The sequence below is a fragment of the Curtobacterium sp. NPDC088465 genome (assembly GCF_044753165.1).
Lineage (GTDB): Bacteria > Actinomycetota > Actinomycetes > Actinomycetales > Microbacteriaceae > Curtobacterium.
Genome location: NZ_JBIVMR010000003.1, coordinates 114,264 through 135,405, shown reverse-complemented (window position 1 = coordinate 135,405; position 21,142 = coordinate 114,264). Strand labels below are relative to the sequence as shown.

Genomic DNA, 21,142 nt, shown 5'->3' with positions numbered 1-21,142 from the left:
CGAAGGTGAGGCTAACCTAACCAGCGCTCGGCCCGCCACTCCGGCGACGTGGGGTTTGATTGTTCTCATGAACGTGCTGACCCCGGAGGCCCTGGCGTCGGTCACCAACGTGCTCGACCTCGCCGGCGTGTTCGCCTCGGCACTGCTGGGCGGCTCGCTCGCACGCACGATGGACTTCGACCTGTTCGGCTTCCTCGTCGTCGGCTTCGTCTCCGGCCTCGGCGGCGGCATGCTCCGCGACACCCTGCTGCAGAACGGGCCGCCCGTCGCGCTCGTCGACCCGCTCTACCTGCCCGTGGCGATCGCCGGCGCACTGGTCGCGTTCTTCGTGTCGTTCTCGGAGCTCACCTGGGACCGACTGTTCACCGTGCTGGACGCCGCCGTCATCGGCTTCTGGTCCGTGGTCGGGGTCCAGCGGACCTTCGACGCCGGTCTCGGCTGGCCCGCCGCGATCATCATGGGCACCATCACCGCGGTCGGCGGCGGGGCGATGCGCGACCTGCTGCTCCGTCGCGTGCCCGCGGTGTTCGGCGGGAACGCGCTCTACGCCACCGTGGCCGTCGCCGCGTCCGCGGTGATGGTGGTCGCCTCGTACCTCGGATCGCCGTCGATCGGCATCATCGCCGCGATCGTGCTGTCGCTCGGGCTCCGGTACGGGGCCGTCAAGCGCGGCTGGGGGCTGCCGAACGGTCGCGAGTGGCAGCCGAAGTCGACGCTCGGCGCACTGCTGCAGCGCGGGCGACGGCTGCGCCCCGACGCGATCCGGCTGCTCCGTCGACCCGGACGCCGAACCGGCGACGGGGCCGTCCGCAGCGACCGGGACACGCCCGACGGCGCCTGACGAGCCGCGGTCGGGGTTCCGTCAGCGCCCGTCAGCACCTCGGCCGGTGCCTCGGTCGGCGCCTCGGTCAGCGCCTCGGCCCGGGCTCCGGTCGGTGCCCGGGCACGGCGGTGGCCCACCGTCCGGACGACGCACGACCCCGTCGCTGCAGCGGCCTGCCGCGGTACGATCGCTCCCGCCGGGTACCGACCCGGTGACCACCGTCCTCGACGCACCGACACGACCCGAACGTGGCGGTCCACCGAGCGACGGGGCCGGGGGCTTCGCTGGTGCCGCGCGTGATCACGACGCGCGGCGCGGCAGGTCTCCGAGGGTCGCACCGGACCGGGTGCGGCACGGCCCGTGCGCCACCGACGCGCGGGGATCGACAGGACGGCGCACCACCGTCCACGACGACGATCACGGACCAGGACCCATGCGCGACGACGCTTCCTCCCCCAACCCCCGGACACCCCGCGCCGAGGTGCGCGAACGACTGCTCGTCGCCGGAGCCGACGTCTTCGCCGAGTCCGGCGTGCACGGCGCCCGGCTCGACGACGTGGCCGCTCGCGCCGGCTTCAGCAAGGGCGCCGTCTACTCGAACTTCACGTCGAAGCAGGACCTCGTCGCCCAGGTCATGCAGCGCTCGACGAACCGGATCCTCGCCGCGCTCCAGGAGGTCGTCCACGAGGACGTCGCCGCCGCGAGCATCGCCGAGGTCGTCCGGGCGGCGTTCGGGCGGTACGACCAGGGTCGGCAGTTCGCCCTCGTCTCGGAGCTCCGGGGGTACGCGCTCCGCGACCCGGAGTTCATGCCCGAGTTCGTCCGGCAGCGGCGCGAGCTGCAGGACGGCGTGCTCGACCTGGTCCGGTCGTGGTTCGGGGCGCACCCCGAGGTCGAGCCGGGCATGCCGCTCGAGGACTTCGCCACGCTGCTCATCGGCGCGAACACCGGGATCGTGTTCGACGGGCCGGCCCTGCCCGGGGTGAACCCCGGCGACGTCATCGCGAGCCTGGTCGACGCGGTCGTGCGCCCGCGGCGCTGACGCGGCCGCGGCCGCGGCGCCGCCGCCTGCGCGCCGGCGCGGCAGGGCGCATGCGCCCGGCGCGGCGGGGCGAGCAGCCGTCCGCACAACCGGAAGCACGTCGCGCCACGCGATTCCGCGGCGCGACGTGCTCCCCGTTGTGCGCGAGCACGCCACACCACGCCCGGCCCGGCACGGCCGGCGCGTAGCCGCCGCGCGGCGGCTAGGCCGTGCGCCGGCGCTGCCGGCCCTCGTGGGACCACGCGGACGAGGGCAGCAGGCTCGGCGGGAACAGCCGCGCCCGGACCACGCGCGCCCGCGGGACGGACGCGTCGAGGGCGACACGAGCCTCCAGGACGGCCCGCCGGAGTGCTGCCGTGTCCACGCCCGCCGCACCGTCCGCGGCGAAGCGCTCCAGGTCGACCGCATCGACGATGCTCGTCAGGTGCGGGAGCACCCTCGCGGGGACGGTCCCGACGAGCCGACCGCGCACCGCACGCGCCGTCCGCGCTGCTGCGGCGGCGTCATCCGGCGGCGCGAGCCCCGGTGCGTACCCGTGGTCGGCGACGTCGTCGAGCACCTCGCGCCAGGCCTGCAGTGCGGGCGAGCGTCCCGCCTGCACCGCGGCGAGCCGTCGGCGCCGACGCACCACACGGACGGCCCCGGGTGCGACGAGCACCGCCAGCAGGAGCAGCAGTCCGACCACCAGGCCGACGGCACCGGGTCCGGCGCCGCCGCCCGTCGTGGCCGCCGCACCCGCTCCGGTCGAGGCGGAGGGTGTCGGGGTGGGCGAGGCCTCGGCGGGAGCGGTCTCCCCCGGGGCCGGCAGCGGCGTCTCCGACGGGGCCGGAGCCGGCGTCGCCGACGACTCGGTCCCCGCCTGCGCTGCGGCGTCGGAGCTCGGGGTCGGCTCGAACGACACCCAACCGGCGCCACGGATGTACAGCTCGGGCCACGAGTGCAGCTGTCGGTTCGAGACGGTGTACTCGCCGTCCTCCGTCTGGTCGCTGCTCGCCCGGTACCCGACCGCGATGCGCGACGGGATCCCGAGCGTCCGCGCCATCACGGCCATCGACGACGCGAAGTGCACGCAGTAGCCCTGGCGCACGCGCAGGAACGTGTCGATCACGTCCATGCTGTCGCCGTCGTAGCCCTGCTCGACGGGGGCCGTCTCGGAGTAGGTGAAGAGGTCGCTCCGGAACCACTGCTCCAGGGCACGCGCGCGGGCGTAGTCGTTCGGCAGCCCGCCGGCCACCCGCTGGGCCGCCGCCCGGATGTCACGTGGCAGGTCCTCGGGCAGTGCCAGGTCGGTGCGGAGCTGCGTCTCGCTCGGCGCCGTGAACCCGCGGCCGTCGGTGCGCCCGAGGATCCCGCTCGCGGCGATCGCGTCGAGGTACTCCCCCGACCAGGTCGAGGCGCCGAAGACCTGGTAGGTCGAACCGCGCTGGGTCACGGGACCGGTCGACCGGACCGTGCTCGAGTCCCCCATCCAGCGCCACTGCGACAGGTCCAGGTTCGTCGACTGCGACTCGAGCGACACCGCGCCGCCGGGCACGGGCAGGTAGTTGCTCGACAGCCCGGTGATCCGCACGGTCAGGTCGCCGCGGCTCGCCAGACGGGGGTTGATCCCGACCGCCCACTGCTGCTGGTCCGCGGTCTCCGCGGTGCTGGCGTCGGTCACGGTCGGCACCCAGTCGCCGGTGCCGAACTCGTCGAGGTCGGCGAGCTTGAGGTACTCCGGCTGCCCGTCGGCGGTGCGGTAGCGGAACACCTCGAGCTCGTTCGGCTGGCGGAGGTCGCGGCCGAGCTCGAGCAGCGTGCCGGGACGACCGGGCTGGATCGGGGCCTGCAGCGCGCCCGTCACGCCGGACAGCCAGCTGGCGTTGATCGGGACGAGCACCGGGAGCCCCACGGCGACGACGAGCCCGATCGCGCCCACCACGGCGGCCGGGAACGCCCGTTGCACCGGTCGGACGGACAGCCAGAGGAGCCCGAGGAACGCCGCCCCCACCAGGACGACGAGCACCGGCGAGGCGGGCTCGCCCGTGACGACACCGGGGACGATGAGCACGACCAGCGCGGGCACGGCCGCGAGCGCGACGGTCGGCGCGATCGCGGCGAGGAACAGGGTCACCCCGGCCACCCAGGCGATCGCGACGGTGACGATCAAGCGGATCGCGTCGCTCTGCGGCAGCGGCGCGGGGTTGAGCCGGATCGCGGCGAGCGCCTCGCCGAGGGCTCCCTCGCGGTCGAGCCAGCCGAGGGGGTGGACGTCGTTGACGACCGCGGCGACGCACGACCCGACCACCAGCGTGGCGACGAGGGCGATGAAGCGCACGCCCGGAGCGCGACGGCGGACGGCGAGGACGACGGCGACGAGCACCGCCGTGAAGACGACGCCGGACAGCCACCAGGCGGTGCCCTGCACGAGCGGACGCATCGCGAGCGCCGCGATGAGGACCGGCAGCGGTGCCAGGGCGACGACCCACGGCCCCGGGGCGTCGTCGCGTTCGGCCGGACGCTCGGGGCGGCCGCTGCGCGTGGGCGTCCTGACGCGGTCGGCGGTCGAGGTCCCGCTCACCGGGTGCTCCCGTGCGCCTGCGCGCCCGCGACGGGCACGACCAGGGTCCGCCAACCGGCACGGTCGAGGATGCCGCGCACCACGGGGTCGGGCGGGACGATGGTCGCGAGGATGCCGCGACTGGACCCGCTCGTCGCGGCGACGAGCTCTGCGGCCTGCTCGGCGGTGCACCGGCCGGTGACGACGGCGGTCATGCCGTGGACGTCGCGACCGTGCACGTCGGACAGGACCTCGGTGATCGGGCGGGCGTCCGAGCGGACCCGGACGTCGGCGAGTCCGACGAGCAGGTCCGTCAGGCTGCCGACGTCGCCGGTGTGCCGTCCCGCGCCCGGAGTGTCGTCGCTCACGAGCACCACGCGCGACGTTCGCGCGCTGAGGGCACGGGCGACGCTCGCGGCGACGACGACGGCGTGCTCGAACGCGGCGTCGCCACCGAGGTCGCTCAGTTCCGCGAGGTCGTCGCGGCCGAGCGCCTGGTAGGACTCTCGGCGGAGGTCGATGGCGATGACGGCCTCCGGCGGCTGCGCCTGCGTGGTCTGGCGGACGTGGAGTTCGCCGCGTCGGGCGCTCTGTGCCCAGTGCACGCGGCGGATCGGGTCGCCCTGCCGGTACGGCCGGAGCTCGCTGTCGTCGGCGGAACCGCCCTGACCCACACGGCCCTCGTCCGCCGAGACGGCACCCGCGAGCGCTCCGGTGTCGATGGCACCGAGGGTGGTGGATGCGGGGACGATCACGACCTCCTCGGCGGGGACGACCGGCCGGTCGATGCGCAGCAGGCCGAAGGGGTCCTCGACGCGGATGGTCACGGGGCCGACCAGCGTGCGGCCCCGGTGCATCGCGAGGGCCTCGACGTCGAGCACCGCCGGGGGCTCGTTCGGGCCGACCAGGGCGTAGGTCTGCGCGTCGGACACGCTCGCGAGGGCGTCCTCGAGCTGTTCCCGCACCAGCAGGGTCGTCCGCGGCCCGATCGGCAGCGACGTCCCCCGCAGGGTGATCCGCTCGCGGTGGACCTCACCGACCTGCACGACCGAGCGGGCGGTCGACCGGGTCGCACGCAGCGGCGCCGCGACGACGAGTGCCATGACGATCCCGAGCACGAGCAGCACGAGCAGCAGGAGCCCGGCGGAGACGGCGATGCTCGTCGTGGCGACGAGACCACCGCCGACGAGGGCGATCCCCGACCCGAGCACCGTCCACCCCCTGGCCGTCGGCCGCGGGAACGGGGTCCGGCGGAGCATGGCCGCGCCGCGTCGCCCGGTGCGGAGCACCCACGACCGCACCGCGCCCGCACGCAGCGCGGACGTCGAGGGCCCGCTGCCGTCGGGCATCAGGAGCGGACGGCGGCCGAGGCGAACGGCACGGCGGTGTCGGACACGATCCGGACGACCACGTCGCGCGCGGTGTCCTCGGCGGCCCCGCCGAGCCCGCGGGCGACCGGGACGAGACGGTGGGACAGGATCACCGGTGCGAGGTGGGCGACGTCGTCGGGGGTGACGAACGGGCGACCGAGCAGCGCGGCGTGGGCACGAGCGGCCTGCGCCAGGTGCAGGGTGGCGCGAGGGCTCGCGCCCAGCACGAGGTCCGGGTGCGTGCGGGTGGCACGGACGATCGCGACGATGTAGGCCTCGACGTCGTGGGCAAGGTGCACCCCGCGCACGGCGTGCACGATCGCCCGCAGCGTCTGCACGTCGACGATCGGTCGGAGCGCGGACAGCGGGTCGCGGGTCCCGCGCGCCGCGAGCATCTGGCGCTCGGCGTCCGCGCTGGGGTACCCCATCGCGATGCGGGCCATGAACCGGTCGCGCTGGGCCTCGGGCAGCGGGTACGTGCCCTCCATGTCGATCGGGTTCTGGGTCGCGACGATCATGAACGGCGACTCCAGCGGCCGGGTCACGCCGTCGACGGTCACCTGCGCCTCGGCCATCGCCTCGAGCAGGGCCGACTGGGTCTTCGGGCTCGTGCGGTTGATCTCGTCACCGATGACGACGTTCGCGAACACCGGACCCGGCGAGAACCGGAACGTGCCCGACGACTGGTCGTAGATGTTCACACCGGTGACGTCGGACGGCAGCATGTCCGAGGTGAACTGGATGCGGTTCACCGTCCCGCCGACCGAGGCACCGAGCGCCTTCGCGAGCACGGTCTTGCCGACGCCGGGGACGTCCTCGACGAGCAGGTGCCCCTCGGCGAGCATCACGGTGAACGCCGTGCGGATGGCGTCGACCTTGCCGTCCACCACGGTGGAGACGGCTGCGACGACGTCGTCGCCCACCGCTCGCACGTGCTCGATCGGGAAGGCTTGGTCGGTCTGGTCCGGCACGCAGGCCTCCTCGTCTCGGGACAGGTGTCGTGCATGCTACAACGGCGCGGTGACAGGCACCGGAGGATGCGTCACCGATCATCCGGAAGGCACACACGGGCCCTGCCCCGCGACGGACGGGAGGCGCGGTGCGGGGCCGCCACGCGCCTCCCGTCCGCCTCCTGGTCACGGTCCGGTCGGTGCGGGCGTCAGCGCGGCAGGGCCTCGGTCGTCAGCGACCAGAGCGCGACGCCGTGCAGCCCGAGTCGCTGCGCCAGCGCGACACGTGCCCGGTAGGAGCGGGCGTCCGACCAGTGCAGCTCGTGTCCGTCACCGAGCGTCGCCGACCACTCCCCCGTGCGGTCCGACCAGCGTGCGGCACCGCCGGCCAGCGCACGGGCCCGCGTCGGCGACACCTGCCCGGCGTCCGGTCCACCCCAGCGGTACCCGTACCCGGCGACGCCGAGGTCGGTGCGGTCGGCCGGCAGTCCCTCGTGCTCGGCCACCTCGACGACGCGCTGCGCCCACGGCAGGGCACCGATCGTGCCCGGTCCGCTCCACGGGCCGTGCTGGTCGTAGGTCATCAGCACGAAGCGGTCGACGTGCTCCGCCAGACGACGGAGGTCGTACCCGGTGTCCCGGAAGCCCGCGGCCGAGGTGGACGCCATCACGGCCATCGACACCGGGGCGTCGGCACCGAGCTCGTCGTGCACCGCGTCCTCGAGCGCGGCCGCGAAGGCGACGAGTCCCGCGCGGTCGCGGTCGCGCAGTGATTCGAGGTCGATCTGCACGCCCGTGCAGTGGTGGTCGTGCGCCAGGGCCGCCAGGTCCCGAGCGACCCGTCCGCGGGCGACCGGGTCGGCCAGCAGCGCCGAGGCGGTCTCCGGCGAGAAGTCACCGAGCGTCTCGGAGTAGTTGCTGACGAGGAGCTCCGGTCGCGCGCTCCCGCGGGCCGCGGCGCGGGCGAGTCGGTCGACGCCGTCGGGCAGCGGCGCGAGGCCCGTGCCGTCCGCGGAGAGCGTGACACCGTCGATGCCGATCGTGTCCGCCCGCTCGGTGGCGGCTCGTACCCGGGCGACCGCCGTCGGGGCTCCCGGCTCGACGTACGCCTCGACGGCGACGCCGCGGGCAGCGGACGCGTCGGCGCAGCCGGCGACCGTGGTGACGATCACAACGAGCGCGACGGCGAGGGCGGATGAGCGGATCACGGGGCAACGGTAGTGGGCGGGGCCAGGGCACCCGTGCCGAGCCGGCCCGTGCCTCCCGACCGTCGAGCACGGCCGCACCGTCGTGTTCCCGCGCGCACCCTGCCGGAACGACGAAACCCCCGCCGGTGGCAGGGGTTTGGTCGACTGCGGAGACGGAGGGATTTGAACCCTCGGTCCCCTCAAAGGGGACTCCACCTTAGCAGGGTGGTGCACTCGGCCGGACTATGCGACGTCTCCGTGCGCTCTCACGAGCGCGAGACCCACCATACAGGAGGACGAGCCTCCTCTCGACCTCCCGCCACGACACGATCATCTCGGGTCGGTCACCGGGTCCCCTGAAGTGGGGACAGGTGGGGCTTGTCCGCTCGTACCCCGACGCCTAGCATCGTCGGGACGCGGACATCACGTTCCGGGGGCATCACCTCCCCCGTCGCCGCGACACAGCACCAGACGTCGTCCCCCCTTCTGCCGAGCCCGACGCACCCGACCGCGGCGGCCCGGACGGGGACGACCAGGGGGCGCGGACCCGGTCCGCGCCCCCGCTCTGGGTGCTCTCCGGTGGGCGCTGCCCCACCGTGCCTCACGCGGCGGAGCGGAACCGGTCGGGCAACGCGATGAGGTCCTCCGCCAACCCCACGAGCGCTGCGGCGCACTCGTCGAGCTGTCCACGCTCCGCCGCAGCAGCCGCCCGTTCGACCTGCTGCACACGAGCACGCCGCCCGACGACGGCGTCGATGCCGTTCGCCACGGCGACGTCGTCCGTGAAGAAGGTGTCGAGCACGGCCCGCTGCGCCGTGAGCCAGTCGGCACTGACGATCGCACCGCGCCGACGGAGGTACCAGGCACCGAGCTCGACGAGCGCCCCGGCCTCGGTCAGGCAGGACCTGAACGCGAGCGCGTCGAACTGCTCGTCCACCCCCTGGCAGCCGGGAGCGGGATCGGCGATCATCGCCCGGGCCACCCGGAGTCGCTCGACCATCTGGCCGACGGACCAGTGGGCGACGACGACGCCGACGTACCGCTGCACGCTGACGAGCCGCAGCGACTCGAGCGGGACGAGGGCTTCGCGGACGGGTGTGCGCGAGACCTGCATGTCCCGGGCGATGTCGTCGAGCCGGAGCCGTTGCCCCCGCCGGTAGACCCCGCGCAGGACGTTCTCGAGCAGCTTGAGGAAGACGGCGTCACGCAGCAGGCTGCGGCGGATGCCGTTCGGGTCGGGAACCCGGTCGTTCCCCGAGGACGATGAGCGATCCATCGCCCCAGGGTCACGCACGACGACCACCCGGTGCTCCGGGAGCGGGCGACCAGGGGAACGATCCGGTCGGGGTCGGGATGTGGAGGAGTGCCATGCCGAGACCCTCCCAGCGGAAGGGCCTCGGCGCTAAACATCACGTATACGAAATCCTACTTCTTGGACGCGTCGGTGAGGACGGACAAGGGTTGGGTGATGTCCTCCAGCCCCTTGCGCGCCGCATCAACTCCGAACACCAAGGCCACGATCCCGCCGGCGATCATCACCGCCGACCCGAGCAGGTACCCCCAGAAGAGCGGCTCACGCGACGACCCGTCCCCGATGAACGCACCGTAGATCGCCGGGGCGACCGCTCCGAAGATCTGCGCGAGGGCGAAGAAGTACGAGATCGCCTGCGACCGCAGCTCGAGCGGGAAGATCTCGCTCACGGTCAGGTAGGCGCTCGAGGCACCGGCCGAGGCGAAGAAGAACGAGACGCACCAGAACACGACCTGCACGGTGGCGCTGATGGCGTCGGCTCGGAACAGGAACGCCGAGGTGGCGAGCACCAGACCCGACACCAGGTAGGTCAGGAAGATCATCTGCCGACGACCCCAGGTGTCGAAGAACCGGCCGAGCACGATCGGCCCCAGCAGGTTGCCGATCGCGAACGGGAAGAAGTACACGGCCGTCTCGGCGGTCTTCAGCCCGAAGAAGTTCGTGAGCACCAGGGCGTAGGTGAAGAAGATCGCGTTGTAGAGGAACGCCTGGGTGATCATCATGGTCGCGCCCACCAGGGTGCGGGTCGGGTACTGCTTCAGCAGCACCTTGGCGATCGTCAGGAACCCCACCTTGTCCAGCGGCGTGACGGTCATGGCCTTCGACTCGTCGACGTCCGGCAGCCGGTGTCCGGTGGACTTCTCGACGGAGGCCTCGATCTCGGAGACCGTGCGCTCGGCCTCCTCCTCGCGTCCGTGAGTCATCAGCCACCGCGGGCTCTCCGGGATGTGCCGCCGCAGGAAGATGATCGCGATGCCGAGCACCGGGCCGAGGAAGAACCCGATGCGCCACCCGATGTTCTCGGCGAAGATCGACGTGTCGAGCAGGTAGATGTTGGCGAAGGCGCCGAGCGCCGCACCGCCCCAGTACGTGCCGTTGATGGCGATGTCGACGTGCCCGCGGTACTTCGACGGGATGAGTTCGTCGATCGCCGAGTTGATCGCCGCGTACTCACCGCCGATGCCGAGGCCCGCCACGAAGCGGAACGCCGCCAGGAACCAGAAGTCCTGGGCGAGTCCGGCGATGCCCGAACCGATGAGGTAGATCGCGAGCGTCAGGATGAAGAGCTTGCGGCGGCCGAGCCGGTCGGACATCCGTCCGAAGACCAGGGCGCCGACGACCTGTCCCACCAGGTAGATGGTGCCGAGCAGGGTGACCTGCTGCGTCGACAGGTCGAGGTCGGCCTGGAAGCCGGCGTTCGAGACGATCTGGATCTCGAGGCCGTCGAGGATCCAGGACACCCCCAGACCCACCACCACGCTCCAGTGGAAGCGCGTCCACGGCAGTCTGTCCATCCTGGCGGGGACCAGGCTCTTGATCGCCCCGTTCGTCGTGCTGCTCACGAGAGCGGACCGTACTCCGGAGATTCCAGGCTGGTTCCCAGTACCAGCGCAGCTTTACGTCCTTACAGATTCAGGAACTCGTGCGACGCGGACGGGAGGCGCGGGGCGGGCCCGCACCGTGCCTCCCTTCTGCGTCGGGTCGCGGTGACGCGCGACGTCACGACCGCACGCGGCCGCAGCCCGCGTCGGTAGCGTGACGACGTGCCCACCCAGAACTCGATCGACCGCATCCTGACCACGCACACCGGGTCGCTCCCCCGTTCGCCCGAGCTGACCGCGCTCCTGGTGGCCCGCGACCAGGGGAAGCCGCACGACGAACAGGCACTCCGCGAGGAGACCGCCGCCGTGCTCGCGCGCACCGTCGACGCGCAGCTCGACGCGGGCCTCGACGTCGTCAACGACGGCGAGGTCCCGCGCGTCGGCTTCTCGACCTACATCCGCGACCGGCTGTCGGGGTTCGGGGGCTCCGGTCACCGCAAGCCGACGCTCGACAGCGTGAAGTTCCCCGAGTACGCGGCGTTCCAGGCCCGGCAGATCGACGAGGGCACGGAGTTCGCCCGGGTGTGGGACACCCCGCTCGCCCAGGGGCTGCTCGAGTACGACCAGGAGCGCGCCGGCATCCGCGAGGACCTCGACGGCTTCGAACGCGAGCTCGCCCGGAACGCCGCCGACGGCCGCACCCCGGCCGGCACCTTCATCTCCGCCGCGACGCCGGGCATCGTCGCCACGACCCTGCTGCTCGACGACGAGAACCCGCACTACCGCGACCACCGGGAGTACGTGTTCGCGCTGGCCGAGCAGCTCCGCGTCGAGTACGAGGAGATCGTCGCCCGCGGGCACGTCCTGCAGCTCGACGCCCCGGACCTCGCCATGGAGCGCGTGATCCACTTCGGCGACGCGTCGCTCGACGAGTTCCTGGCCGCCGTGGACCTGCACGTCGACGCGCTCAACCACGCGCTGCGGAACATCCCGAAGGAGCAGACGCGGCTGCACGTCTGCTACGGCAACTGGCAGGGCCCGCACCAGGACGACGTCCCGGTCGACGTGCTGCTCCCCCACCTGTACCGCGCCGAGGTCGGGTCCTTCAGCATCCCGTTCGGCAACCCGCGGCACGCGCACGAGTTCCCGGCCTTCCGCGACCTGCCGCTCCCCGACGACGCGGTGCTCGTGCCGGGCGTCATCGACGTCACGACCAACTACCTGGAGCACCCGCAGCTCGTGGCGAACCGGATCGTCGAGGCCGCCGAGGCCGTCGGCGACCCCACCCGCATCGTCGCCGGGACCGACTGCGGCCTGGCGACCTTCGCGAGCTACGAGTTCGTCGCCGCGGACGTCGCGTGGGCGAAGCTCCGAGCACTCGTCGAGGGTGCGGAGATCGCGTCGCGCCGCCTGTTCGGCTGACGCTCCCGCCGCGCTGTTCCCGCAAGACGCAACGTCGGCAGGCCCTCGCAGCGGTACAGCGCTGCGAGGTGTCGCCGAGGTTGCGTTCTCCGGAGCCGAGCGCCGAGACGCGCCTCCCGTCCGCATGTCGGTGCGCGGGCGTAGCGTGCGGACCGTGACCCGACCTGACATCCACACGGTCGGCGAGCTCCGCGCTGCTGGGCACGTCCAGAAGTCGGTCCGCGCCGAGATCCGCGACAATCTCCTCCAGGCCCTGCGCGAGGGCCGCGACCCCTGGCCCGGCCTGCACGGGTTCGAGACGACCGTCATCCCCCAGCTCGAGCGTGCGCTCATCGCCGGGCACGACGTCGTGCTGCTCGGCGAGCGCGGGCAGGGCAAGACCCGCCTGCTCCGCACGCTGCAGGGGCTGCTCGACGAGTGGACCCCGGTGATCACCGGGTCCGAGCTCGGCGAGCACCCGTTCGAGCCGATCACCACCGCGAGCACCCGCCGTGCCGAGGAGCTCGGCGACGCCCTGCCGATCTCGTGGGTGCACCGCGACGAGCGCTACGTCGAGAAGCTCGCGACCCCCGACACCAGCGTGGCGGACCTGATCGGTGACGTCGACCCGATGAAGGTGGCCGAGGGCCGCAGTCTCGGCGACCCCGAGACCATCCACTTCGGGCTGATCCCCCGCGGGCACCGCGGCATCGTCGCGATCAACGAGCTCCCCGACCTCGCGGAGCGCATCCAGGTCGCGATGCTCAACGTGATGGAGGAGCGCGACGTGCAGATCCGCGGCTACGTGCTGCGCCTGCCCCTCGACGTGCTCGTCGTCGCCAGCGCCAACCCCGAGGACTACACGAACCGCGGCCGCATCATCACGCCGCTGAAGGACCGCTTCGGCGCCGAGATCCGGACGCACTACCCCATCGAGCTCGCCGACGAGGTCGCCGTCATCCGGCAGGAGGCCCAGCTCACCGCCGAGGTCCCCGACGCCCTGGTCGAGATCCTCGCCCGGTTCACCCGCGCCCTGCGCCAGTCCAGCGCCGTCGACCAGCGGAGCGGCGTCAGCGCCCGCTTCGCCATCGCCGGCGCCGAGACGATCTCCGCCGCCGCCGTGCACCGCGCCGCGCGGCAGGGCGAGGAGCACCCGGTCGCGCGGCCGATCGACCTCGAGACCGCGGTCGACGTCCTCGGCGGCAAGATCGAGTTCGAGAACGGGGAGGAGGACCGCGCCGACGAGGTCCTCGAGCACCTGCTCCGCACCGCCACCGCCGAGACCGTCCGCTCGCGGTTCCGCGGGATCGACTTCGGCGTCCTCGTCGAGGCTCTCGACGGCGGCACGATGGTGACGACGGGCGAGCAGGTCAGCGCCCGGGCCTTCCTCGAAGGGCTCCCGTCGATCGGCGAGTCGGACGTCTACGACCAGGTGTGCGAGCGACTCGGGGCGACCGACGACGGCGAGCGGGCCGGCGCGATCGAGCTCGCGCTCGAGGGGCTCTTCCTCGCCCGGCGCATCAGCAAGGAGTCGGGGGGCGGCGAGGCCGTCTATGGCTAGCCGGCAGAACCGCCGCCTGACCCGCGACGCCCGCTACGGGAAGTACGAGGGCGGACCGGATCCCCTCGCTCCCCCGGTCGACCTGGCCGAGGCGCTCGACGCCATCGGCGAGGACGTCATGGGCGGCACCTCCCCCGAGCGCGCCCTCCGCGAGTTCCTCCGGCGCGGCGGCCAGACCCAGCGCGGGCTCGACGACCTCATGCGTCGGGTCGCCGAACGTCGGCGCGAGCTCACCAGCCGGAACAACCTCGACGGCACCCTGCAGCAGGTCAAGGAGCTCCTGGACCAGGCCCTGCTCGCCGAGCGCGGTGAACTCGCCCGGAACGTCGACCTCGACGACGGCGACCGCGCCCTGGCCGAGCTGCAGCTCGACAGCCTGCCGCCGTCGCCCGCGAGCGCCGTGCAGGAGCTGAACGGCTACGACTGGACGAGTCCGACGGCCCGGCAGAAGTACGACGAGATCAAGGACCTGCTCGGGCGCGAGGTGCTCGACCAGCGCTTCGCCGGCATGAAGCAGGCGCTCGAGAACGCGAGCGACGAGGACCGCGCAGCCGTGTCCGCGATGATGCGCGACCTCAACCAGCTGCTCGACGACCACCGCCGAGGCACGGACACGCAGGAGCAGTTCGACGCGTTCACGGCGCAGCACGGGCAGTACTTCCCGTCCCGCCCGCAGAACGTCGAGGAGCTGCTCGACGACCTCGCCGCACGAGCCGCGGCCGCGCAGCGGATGCGGAACTCGATGACGCAGGAGCAGCGCGACGAGCTCGACGCGCTCGCGCAGCAGGCGTTCGGCTCACCGGACCTGATGGGTCAGCTCGGGCAGCTCGACGACACCCTCCGCGCGCTCCGCCCCGGCGAGGACTGGGGCAGCTCCGAGCGGATGGACGGCGAGCAGGGCCTCGGACTCGGCGACGGGACCGGGGTCTTCCAGGACATCGCCGACCTCGACGCCCTGGCCGAGCAGCTGGCGCAGTCCGGGCCCGGGTCCGACCTCGCCGACCTCGACCTCGACGCCCTGCAGCGTCAGCTGGGCGACGAGGCCACCGTCGACGCCAGGACCCTGCAGCGGTTGGAGCAGGCCCTGCGGAACTCGGGCGCGGTGCAGCGCGGCACGGACGGGCACCTCCGGCTGACCCCGAAGGCGATGCGGCAGCTCGGCAAGAGCCTGCTCAGGGACGTGGCCGAGCGGATGTCGGGGCGCCAGGGCGCGCGTGACCTCCGTCGCGCCGGGGCGTCGGGCGAGCCCTCCGGGGCGACCCGACCGTGGGCGTTCGGTGACACCGAGCCGTGGGACCTCCCCCGGTCGATCACGAACGCCCTGGTCCGGACCGCGGCGGACGGACGCACCGGACCGGGTGTCCGCCTGACGATCGACGACGTCGAGGTGCAGGAGACCGAGGCGCGGACCCAGGCGTGCGTGGCGCTCCTCGTCGACACGTCGTTCTCGATGGCGATGGAGGACCGCTGGGTCCCGATGAAGCGGACGGCCCTCGCGCTGCACACCCTCGTCAGCACGAGGTTCCGCGGCGACGACCTGCAGCTCATCGCCTTCGGGCGCGAGGCGGAGGTCATGGACGTCGAACGACTCGTCGGCCTCGACGCCCAGTGGGACAAGGGCACGAACCTGCACCACGCACTGCTGCTGGCCAACCGACACTTCCGGAAGCACCCGACGGCGCAGCCAGTGCTCCTGGTCGTGACCGACGGCGAGCCGACCTCGCACCTCGAGCCGAACGGCCAGGTGTGGTTCGGCTACCCGCCCGATCCCGTGACGATCGCGCTGACGGTCCGCGAGCTCGAGAACGCCGGCCGGCTCGGGGCGCAGACGACGTTCTTCCGACTCGGTGACGACCCCGGGCTGGCGCGGTTCATCGACGCCATGGCCCGACGGGTGGACGGCTCGGTCGTCGCGCCCGAGAACGACGACCTCGGGGTCGCCGTGGTCGGGTCGTACCTCGGTTCCCGTCGCGGAGGCACGTCCCTGTTCGGCGACGACCGGGCAGGCTGACCGGGGCCAGCCGACGGACGGGAGGCTCCCCACCGGGCACGGCCCGGCAGCCGCTGGCGCGTCTGCCGGGAACCGGCCGGCGTGGGCCCCGGCACCGGACGGTGCCGCGCCTCCCGTCCTTCAGAAGAGGGGCCAGGGCACGGCGGGTCCGTGTCCGGGCGGCGGCGGGAACATCCCGACCGCGCGCAGCGCGGCGCACCGGGCCCGCAGGTTGTCGATCTCCCCGCGGGTCAGGTGCTCGGCGAGCGCGACGCCGAGGTCGCCGCGGAGCGCCTCGGACACCCGGTCGAGCCCCTCGAGCTCGTCGGGGTCGAGCGGCTCCCCGATCCAGCCCCACAGGACCGTGCGGAGCTTGTGGTCCACGTGGAAGGTCAGCCCGTGGTCGACGCCGTGGCGGTGCCCGTCCGGCATGGCGAGCACGTGCCCGCCCTTGCGGTCGGCGTTGTTCACCACCACGTCGAACACCGCCATCCGGCGGAGTGCCGCGGTGTCCTCGTGCACGAGCGTGACGGGCTGGTCGTGCTCGTCGATGGCCTCGAGCACGGGCAACCACGGGGTGCCCTCGGCGTCGGCCTCCTCGGTCGGCACCAGGTCGACGGGGTCCTGCTCCGGGTCGACGTCCTGCCAGCGCTGGACCATGCCGGGGCCGAACGGGCCGTCGCCGAGCCAGGTGGGCGGCACGATGCCCCAGCCGAAGGCCTCGGAGACCAGGTGTGCCGCGACCTCCCGACCAGCGAGCGTGCCGTCCGGGAAGTCCCACAGCGGACGCTCCCCCTCGACGGGCTTGTACACGACGGACTCGCCGTCGAGGTCGGCGAGGAAGGTGGCGTTCGACGCCTCGCGGATGCGCGCCCGGATCGTCAGCGGGCCGTCGTACCGGGGTGCGTCGTCGCTCATGCGTCGCCGGGGCGCCGACCGGCAGCGACGACCTCGCGCGTGCGTTCGACGAAGGCCCGGGCGCTGCCGACGGGGATCTTCACCTGGAAGACCTCGGCGGGCTCGGGCATCTCGACGACGGCCTCGACCTCGTCGCCGTCCTCGTCCGTCTCGGTGACGATCTCGAGCTCGTCCTCGATCGGGTACGCCTCGATCACCACCTGCGCCGTCGCCGGGTCGAACCCCAGGCTCAGGGCACCCGCGCGGAACTCGGGCTCCACCGGCTGGTCGAGCGGCGCGGCGTCCCGGAGTTCGGACGGTGCCGCCGGCGGGACGCTGAAGCGGTTGTCCTCGACGGTCGCGACCTCGTCGAGGAGCTCGGCGACCTTGTCCGCGAGCACCGCGGACTGCTCCTTCTCGAGCGCGACGCTGGTCACCCGCTTGCCGTCGCGTGCCTGCAGGTAGAAGGCGCGTTCACCCGGGCGGCCGACCGTCCCGACGACGAGACGTTCCGGCCAGTCGAAGCCGTGCACGATGGTGGGCATGACCCGATTGTAGGAGCGTGCGGCTCCGTCCGTTCAGGGTCGAGCGGTCCCCGGCTCACCGCTGCCGACCGCTCCGTCCGCCGAGCCGGTCCCGTCGTGTCCTACTCCGCCGCCGACCGCGGCGTCGCCCGAGGGGGCCGGTGCCGCGGCGAGCCACGACAGGTCGCCGGAGTCGGTGTTGGTGGCGACGACCTCGGGCCGGTGTTCCCCGTAGCGGACGACCGAGACGGACGCCGGACCGACCGCGATGCGTTGGAACAGGTCGAGGTGCATGCCGAGCGCGTCGGCGAGGACGGACTTCACGATGTCGCCGTGGCTCACGGCGACCCACACCGCCGTCGGGCCGTGCTGCGCCTCGACCTCGGCGTCGATCCGTCGGATCGCGGCGACCGCACGGGACTGCATCGTCTGCATGGACTCGCCGCCGGGGAACACCACGGCGCTGGGGTTCGCCTGCACCGTGCGCCACAGTGGTTCCTTCGCGAGGTCCGCGAGCTTCCGGCCCTGCCAGTCGCCGTAGTCGGCCTCGGTGATCGCCCGTTCGACCCGCACGTCGGGGCTGCCCTGCTGGCGGGCGAGCAGGGCGCGTGCGGTCTGTCGGCAGCGCTCGAGCGGGCTCGTGACGAGCGCGGCGAGCGGGATCGGCGCGATGCGCTCGGCGGCCCGGTCGGCCTGCTCGCGGCCGACGCGGTCGAGTGCCACCCCGGCGGTGCGACCCGCCAGGACCCCGGTCGCGTTCGCGGTGGTGCGTCCGTGCCGGACGAGGAGGACGGTCGCCATGCGGTCGATCCTAGGCACCAGGGCGACCAGGACGCGAAGCGGATGGTGGACAGTGGTCGGCGTGCGCCGCACCATGCACGAAGATGGTGCGGTGCTCGTCTCCATCGTCTACATGAGCCGCTCGGCCGTGCCCTTCGACGACGACGCGCTCGCCGAGCTCCTGCGCGAGTCACGGCTCCGGAACGAGGCACTCGGGGTCTCCGGTCTGCTCGTGGCGAAGGGCGGCCGGTTCATGCAGCTGCTCGAGGGCCCGTCGTGGAGCGTCGACGACCGCTTCGGCGCCATCGCGCGCGACCCTCGGCACGACGGGGTGAAGTCGCTGATCCGCGAGGACATCGAGCGCCGGCGGTTCGACGGCTGGTCGATGGCCTACCGGTCGCTCGACGAGTCCGACGTGGCGACCGAGGACGGGTTCAGCCCGTTCCTCTCCGGCACGATGGACTTCGCCCCGGAGTTCGACGGCACGAGCGCCGCATGGCTGCTCAAGTGGTTCCGCGACCGGGAGCTCACCGACCGCTGACGCGGACCTCCGCCCGTCGACGGTCCACGAGGTCAGCCTGCCGCGCGGAAGGTGTCGGCGACCACCCCGAGCAGACGTGCCCGGTGCGCCGGCGCGGCCGTCGCCTGCAGGAGCACCCGCCACATCACCGCGACCGCGGGGTCGAGGTCCGCGCGACCGCTCCGCACCTCGGCGACCAGCTGCACCCCGGTGAAGTAGGGCACGACCGAACCGCCGAGCTCCTCCGGGGTGAGGTCGGTCTCGAGCTCACCGCTGCCGATCGCAACGCAGAACACGTCCACGATGCCGCCGATCCACTGCTCGTAGAACGACGACGTCGCTCCGGAGAACTCGCCGCGTTCGAGCGAGAGGCGGATGCCGGCACGCACGATCGGGTCGGTGCGGAGCAGGTCCGCGATCTGCTTCGACGCCCCGATCAGGGCGGCCGTCGGCGACGCGGCGTCGTGGCTCACCTCCGCGAAGGTCCGCGCGTTCTGCTCGTCGATCACGCCGAGGGCGAGCGCGAGCTTCGTCGGGAAGTGGAAGTGCAGGGTGCCCTGCGCCACGTCGGCGCGGCGCGCGACGGCGGCGATCGACGTGGCGGCGAAGCCGACCCGGTCGAACTCCTCCGCCGCGGCCACCAAGATCTGCTCACGTTTCCCCACGTGACCAGTGTCTCGAACTGGAGGCACGGTGCGGGCCCGCACCGTGCCTCCAGTCCGAGGGGGTCCCGTCAGGTCGTCACGCGGCGTGGCGGGCCAGGGTCATGCGCTCCTCGGGTACGTCCTGCAGGTCGCGTCCGCGGAACCAGCGGAGCAGCCAGTCGGCCGGCGAGCCGGCCAGCTCGGCCGGCAGGCCGGAGCGCTCGGTGAGGAAGGTGTTGAAGCCGGGCTCGTCGCGGACCTCGAGGTCCGACGGGTTGCCGAACGCCATCGACCAGCCGTCGAAGCGGCGGGTGTCGATGTCCTCGCGGGAGAGCGACTTCACGCCCTCGTGGCGGGTGTCGCGCTCGATCGCGGCGAAGCGGTCCTCGACGCTCCAGGAGGGACCCTCGAGCACCTGCATGAAGCGGCCGCCCTTGGCGAGCAGGAGTCCGGAGACACCGAGCGCCTCGTTGCGCAGGCGGGCTTCACGGAGCATGGCGACCAGGTGGTCGTCGGTCATCTCGTCGACGGCGACGGACATGTACACGAGGGAGGTGAGTTGCGTCATCGGCGCCAGTCTGTGTGCTGCTCCGGTGGAGGGTCAATGCGGTCGTCCGCACACCGCAGTCGGGTGCGGTGTGCGGACGACCGGTGGGGGTGGCCGTGCTCGATCCAGCGGGGCTCAGGTCAGCGCGAGGAGCGTGTTGACCTGCTCGTTCACGCCGGTGAGCGTCGACACGGGCTTGCCGTTCGCGTAGATGCCGTCGAACGCCGGCTGCACGAGCGCCTGGACGTCGGCGGGGTTCCGGGTGACGGGGAACAGGAACGTCGTGCCGTCCGCCACCTGCTCGGTGAACGCGGAGACGTCGAGCCCGCGCTCCCGGAAGGCGGCGACCGCGGCGTCCGTGCCCGACCGGCGGGCGGGGAAGACGATGCCCGCGCGGCCGACGATCTCCTGCGCGGCGGCACTGCCGAGGAACGCGACCCACTTCGCCGCGGCCTCCGGGTTCCGCGCCTGCTTCGTGATCGAGTCACCCAGGCCGTTGAACATCGACGCGCGGTGCCCGATCGGCCCCTTCGGTGTCGGGGCGATGGCGACGTCGACGCCCTGCAGGTTGGCGTAGGCGCCGATCATCCACGACCCGTTGAACGAGAGCGCGACCTTCTTCGACCCGAGCTGCACGTCCGGACCGGTCGTCGTGGAGAACACTCCGTACTTCGGCATGTAGCCCTTCTCGGCGAGCCCGAAGTACCAGGAGATCGTCTTCTGGAACGCGGGGTCGTCGTAGCGGAACGCGTTCCCCCACGGGTTCCGGTTCGTGTAGGACCAGTCGATCGAGCCGGTGAACGGCGACCACTGCGTCTGCCCGAACCCGTCGCCACCGCTGCCGTTGGCGCTGATGCCGTAGACCGCCACGTCCGACCTGTCGAAGCCGGGCTCGTCCCCGCGGCGCCCCTTGCCGTCGATGGTCAGGTGCGCGACCGCTCGTTCGAAGGTCCCACCGTCGTCCGGGTTCCACTCGAGCGCGGCGAGGTCCTCGGCCGAGTAGCCGGCCTTCGCGATCACGTTCCGGTCGTAGAACATCGCGACCGTGTCCCAGTCCTTCGGCGACCCGTAGCGGTGCCCGTCGCGCCCCTTCCAGAGCTGCGCGAGGCCGGACTGGTAGTCGTCGTCGCGGATCGCACTCGTCGCCTCGAGTTCGTCGAGCCGGTGGAGCACGTCGAGGTCGGCGAACTGCGGGAACTTCGACAGGTGGTCGGTGAACACGTCGGGCGCGGTACCGGCGATGAACCCGGCGGTGAGCTTCGTCCAGTAGTCGCTCCACCCGAGCTGGGTGATGCGGATCCGGATGTCGGGGTTCTCACGCTCGAAGGCCTTCGCGACGGCCTGGTACGCCGGGAGCTGGTTCGCGTCCCACAGCCAGTAGGACACGGTGCCGGTCGCGCCGCTGCGGGGGTCCGGCGTGCTCGGGGACGAGCAGGCGGCGAGGGCGCCGAGCGCCAGGGCCGAGGCACCGCCCGCGAACAGTGCGCGTCGGGAGATGGAGTGCGTCATGTGCG

At 72.7% G+C, this 21,142-nt stretch carries 18 protein-coding genes and 1 tRNA gene; 6 read left to right on the top strand and 13 right to left on the bottom strand.

The window, feature by feature from the left end:
• Positions 1–67: 67 nt before the first annotated feature.
• Together ACIP6W_RS12430 and ACIP6W_RS12425 are read left to right on the top strand one after the other, a co-directional pair.
• On the top strand, positions 68–841 hold the full coding sequence (locus ACIP6W_RS12430) for a trimeric intracellular cation channel family protein (RefSeq protein WP_400429856.1): 774 nt from the start codon (positions 68–70) through the stop codon (positions 839–841).
• Positions 842–1,256: 415 nt separating this feature from the next.
• Positions 1,257–1,865: a TetR/AcrR family transcriptional regulator gene (locus ACIP6W_RS12425; protein ID WP_209685623.1), complete on the top strand. Its 609-nt coding sequence runs from the start codon at positions 1,257–1,259 to the stop codon at positions 1,863–1,865.
• A 202-nt stretch (positions 1,866–2,067) separates the two neighbouring features.
• On the opposite strand, the gene ACIP6W_RS12420 is transcribed toward ACIP6W_RS12425, so the two are convergent.
• The 7 genes from ACIP6W_RS12420 to ACIP6W_RS12390 all read right to left on the bottom strand — a co-directional run bounded on the left by ACIP6W_RS12420 (position 2,068) and on the right by ACIP6W_RS12390 (position 10,737).
• Positions 2,068–4,425, bottom strand: a complete 2,358-nt coding sequence (locus ACIP6W_RS12420; RefSeq protein WP_400429854.1) for a transglutaminaseTgpA domain-containing protein — start codon at positions 4,423–4,425, stop codon at positions 2,068–2,070.
• On the bottom strand, positions 4,422–5,753 hold the full coding sequence (locus tag ACIP6W_RS12415) for a DUF58 domain-containing protein (RefSeq protein ID WP_400429852.1): 1,332 nt from the start codon (positions 5,751–5,753) through the stop codon (positions 4,422–4,424). Before ACIP6W_RS12415 ends, ACIP6W_RS12420 begins: the two co-directional genes overlap by 4 nt.
• Entirely contained in the window at positions 5,753–6,745 is a 993-nt protein-coding gene (locus ACIP6W_RS12410) for a MoxR family ATPase (RefSeq protein WP_235426362.1), read from the bottom strand. The genes ACIP6W_RS12415 and ACIP6W_RS12410 overlap by 1 nt, the downstream gene beginning before the upstream one ends.
• Before the next feature lie 188 nt (positions 6,746–6,933).
• Complete coding sequence (locus ACIP6W_RS12405) at positions 6,934–7,932, bottom strand: glycosyl hydrolase family 18 protein (protein ID WP_400429850.1); 999 nt, start codon at positions 7,930–7,932, stop codon at positions 6,934–6,936.
• A 147-nt stretch (positions 7,933–8,079) separates the two neighbouring features.
• Positions 8,080–8,169: transfer RNA gene (locus ACIP6W_RS12400), tRNA-Ser, on the bottom strand.
• A gap of 343 nt (positions 8,170–8,512) precedes the next feature.
• Positions 8,513–9,187, bottom strand: a complete 675-nt coding sequence (locus tag ACIP6W_RS12395) for a GntR family transcriptional regulator (protein ID WP_209685615.1) — start codon at positions 9,185–9,187, stop codon at positions 8,513–8,515.
• A gap of 149 nt (positions 9,188–9,336) precedes the next feature.
• Positions 9,337–10,737, bottom strand: a complete 1,401-nt coding sequence (locus tag ACIP6W_RS12390) for an MFS transporter (RefSeq protein WP_066658565.1) — start codon at positions 10,735–10,737, stop codon at positions 9,337–9,339.
• A 249-nt stretch (positions 10,738–10,986) separates the two neighbouring features.
• Between ACIP6W_RS12390 and ACIP6W_RS12385 the strand changes: the two genes are divergently transcribed.
• The 3 genes from ACIP6W_RS12385 to ACIP6W_RS12375 all read left to right on the top strand — a co-directional run bounded on the left by ACIP6W_RS12385 (position 10,987) and on the right by ACIP6W_RS12375 (position 15,737).
• Positions 10,987–12,186 carry a cobalamin-independent methionine synthase II family protein gene (locus ACIP6W_RS12385; protein WP_307810457.1) on the top strand — a complete coding sequence of 400 codons (1,200 nt, stop codon included), beginning with the start codon at positions 10,987–10,989 and terminating at the stop codon, positions 12,184–12,186.
• A gap of 124 nt (positions 12,187–12,310) precedes the next feature.
• A complete protein-coding gene (locus ACIP6W_RS12380) occupies positions 12,311–13,726 on the top strand; it encodes an AAA family ATPase (protein WP_209685614.1) in 1,416 nt (471 codons plus the stop codon).
• Positions 13,719–15,737, top strand: a complete 2,019-nt coding sequence (locus ACIP6W_RS12375; RefSeq protein WP_400429847.1) for a VWA domain-containing protein — start codon at positions 13,719–13,721, stop codon at positions 15,735–15,737. The genes ACIP6W_RS12380 and ACIP6W_RS12375 overlap by 8 nt, the downstream gene beginning before the upstream one ends.
• Before the next feature lie 120 nt (positions 15,738–15,857).
• Here ACIP6W_RS12375 and ACIP6W_RS12370 read toward each other — a convergent pair whose 3' ends face one another.
• From ACIP6W_RS12370 to ACIP6W_RS12360, 3 genes are read right to left on the bottom strand one after another with little or no spacing between them, the layout of a single operon-like run.
• Positions 15,858–16,634, bottom strand: a complete 777-nt coding sequence (locus tag ACIP6W_RS12370; protein ID WP_251154492.1) for an SCO1664 family protein — start codon at positions 16,632–16,634, stop codon at positions 15,858–15,860.
• Complete coding sequence (locus ACIP6W_RS12365) at positions 16,631–17,158, bottom strand: DUF3090 domain-containing protein (protein ID WP_066655829.1); 528 nt, start codon at positions 17,156–17,158, stop codon at positions 16,631–16,633. Before ACIP6W_RS12365 ends, ACIP6W_RS12370 begins: the two co-directional genes overlap by 4 nt.
• A gap of 33 nt (positions 17,159–17,191) precedes the next feature.
• Entirely contained in the window at positions 17,192–17,938 is a 747-nt protein-coding gene (locus ACIP6W_RS12360) for an MSMEG_4193 family putative phosphomutase (RefSeq protein WP_400429844.1), read from the bottom strand.
• A 61-nt stretch (positions 17,939–17,999) separates the two neighbouring features.
• Here ACIP6W_RS12360 and ACIP6W_RS12355 point away from each other — a divergent pair, with 61 nt between their 5' ends.
• The gene (locus tag ACIP6W_RS12355) at positions 18,000–18,458 is read left to right on the top strand and encodes a BLUF domain-containing protein (protein ID WP_271826759.1); all 459 of its coding nucleotides are present in this window, start codon (positions 18,000–18,002) and stop codon (positions 18,456–18,458) included.
• Between the two features lie 32 nt (positions 18,459–18,490).
• Here ACIP6W_RS12355 and ACIP6W_RS12350 read toward each other — a convergent pair whose 3' ends face one another.
• From ACIP6W_RS12350 to ACIP6W_RS12340, 3 genes are all read right to left on the bottom strand, one after another.
• Positions 18,491–19,102, bottom strand: a complete 612-nt coding sequence (locus ACIP6W_RS12350; RefSeq protein WP_158407764.1) for a ScbR family autoregulator-binding transcription factor — start codon at positions 19,100–19,102, stop codon at positions 18,491–18,493.
• 76 nt (positions 19,103–19,178) lie between these two features.
• Positions 19,179–19,649 (bottom strand): BLUF domain-containing protein, encoded by a 471-nt coding sequence (locus tag ACIP6W_RS12345; protein ID WP_066655844.1) that lies wholly within the window; start codon positions 19,647–19,649, stop codon positions 19,179–19,181.
• Positions 19,650–19,763: 114 nt separating this feature from the next.
• A complete protein-coding gene (locus ACIP6W_RS12340; protein WP_400429838.1) occupies positions 19,764–21,137 on the bottom strand; it encodes an ABC transporter substrate-binding protein in 1,374 nt (457 codons plus the stop codon).
• Between the last annotated feature and the right edge of the window lie 5 nt (positions 21,138–21,142).

Coding starts and splice junctions, on each gene's coding strand:
- ACIP6W_RS12430 (WP_400429856.1), top strand. CDS start 68: ATGAACGTGCTGACCCCGGAGGCCCTGGCGTCGGTCACCAACGTGCTC.
- ACIP6W_RS12425 (WP_209685623.1), top strand. CDS start 1,257: ATGCGCGACGACGCTTCCTCCCCCAACCCCCGGACACCCCGCGCCGAG.
- ACIP6W_RS12415 (WP_400429852.1), bottom strand. CDS start 5,753: ATGCCCGACGGCAGCGGGCCCTCGACGTCCGCGCTGCGTGCGGGCGCG.
- ACIP6W_RS12395 (WP_209685615.1), bottom strand. CDS start 9,187: ATGGATCGCTCATCGTCCTCGGGGAACGACCGGGTTCCCGACCCGAAC.
- ACIP6W_RS12390 (WP_066658565.1), bottom strand. CDS start 10,737: ATGGACAGACTGCCGTGGACGCGCTTCCACTGGAGCGTGGTGGTGGGT.
- ACIP6W_RS12380 (WP_209685614.1), top strand. CDS start 12,311: ATGTCGGTGCGCGGGCGTAGCGTGCGGACCGTGACCCGACCTGACATC.
- ACIP6W_RS12375 (WP_400429847.1), top strand. CDS start 13,719: ATGGCTAGCCGGCAGAACCGCCGCCTGACCCGCGACGCCCGCTACGGG.
- ACIP6W_RS12370 (WP_251154492.1), bottom strand. CDS start 16,634: ATGAGCGACGACGCACCCCGGTACGACGGCCCGCTGACGATCCGGGCG.
- ACIP6W_RS12365 (WP_066655829.1), bottom strand. CDS start 17,158: ATGCCCACCATCGTGCACGGCTTCGACTGGCCGGAACGTCTCGTCGTC.
- ACIP6W_RS12360 (WP_400429844.1), bottom strand. CDS start 17,938: ATGGCGACCGTCCTCCTCGTCCGGCACGGACGCACCACCGCGAACGCG.
- ACIP6W_RS12345 (WP_066655844.1), bottom strand. CDS start 19,649: ATGACGCAACTCACCTCCCTCGTGTACATGTCCGTCGCCGTCGACGAG.
- ACIP6W_RS12340 (WP_400429838.1), bottom strand. CDS start 21,137: ATGACGCACTCCATCTCCCGACGCGCACTGTTCGCGGGCGGTGCCTCG.